At 72.9% G+C, this 218-nt stretch carries 1 protein-coding gene; it reads left to right on the forward strand.

Annotation, left to right across the window (positions count from 1 at the left end):
• Positions 1-218 (forward strand): DNA glycosylase AlkZ-like family protein (locus C1I98_RS39690; RefSeq protein ID WP_146607963.1); only part of this gene is annotated, 218 nt, incomplete at both ends.

A 218-nucleotide genomic window follows, 5' to 3' on the forward strand; every position in this document is an offset into this window, starting at 1 on the left:
CTACTGCTCGACCGCGCTCACCTGCCCGTCCTGGACGCCGTCGCGCACCTCGGCGGCCTCCAGGCCCAGGAGCCGCAGGAACCGTTCGTCGGCCTCTGGTCACGGTTGCGCGCGTTCGACCCGGCGGCCCTGTCGGACCTGCTGCTCGGCCGCAAGGTCGTACGCGCGCACCTGATGCGCCGTACCGTCCACCTCGTCACCGCCGCCGACATCCTGGC

This window comes from Spongiactinospora gelatinilytica (assembly GCF_003236385.1).
In the GTDB taxonomy this organism is placed as follows: Bacteria; Actinomycetota; Actinomycetes; order Streptosporangiales; family Streptosporangiaceae; genus Spongiactinospora; species Spongiactinospora gelatinilytica.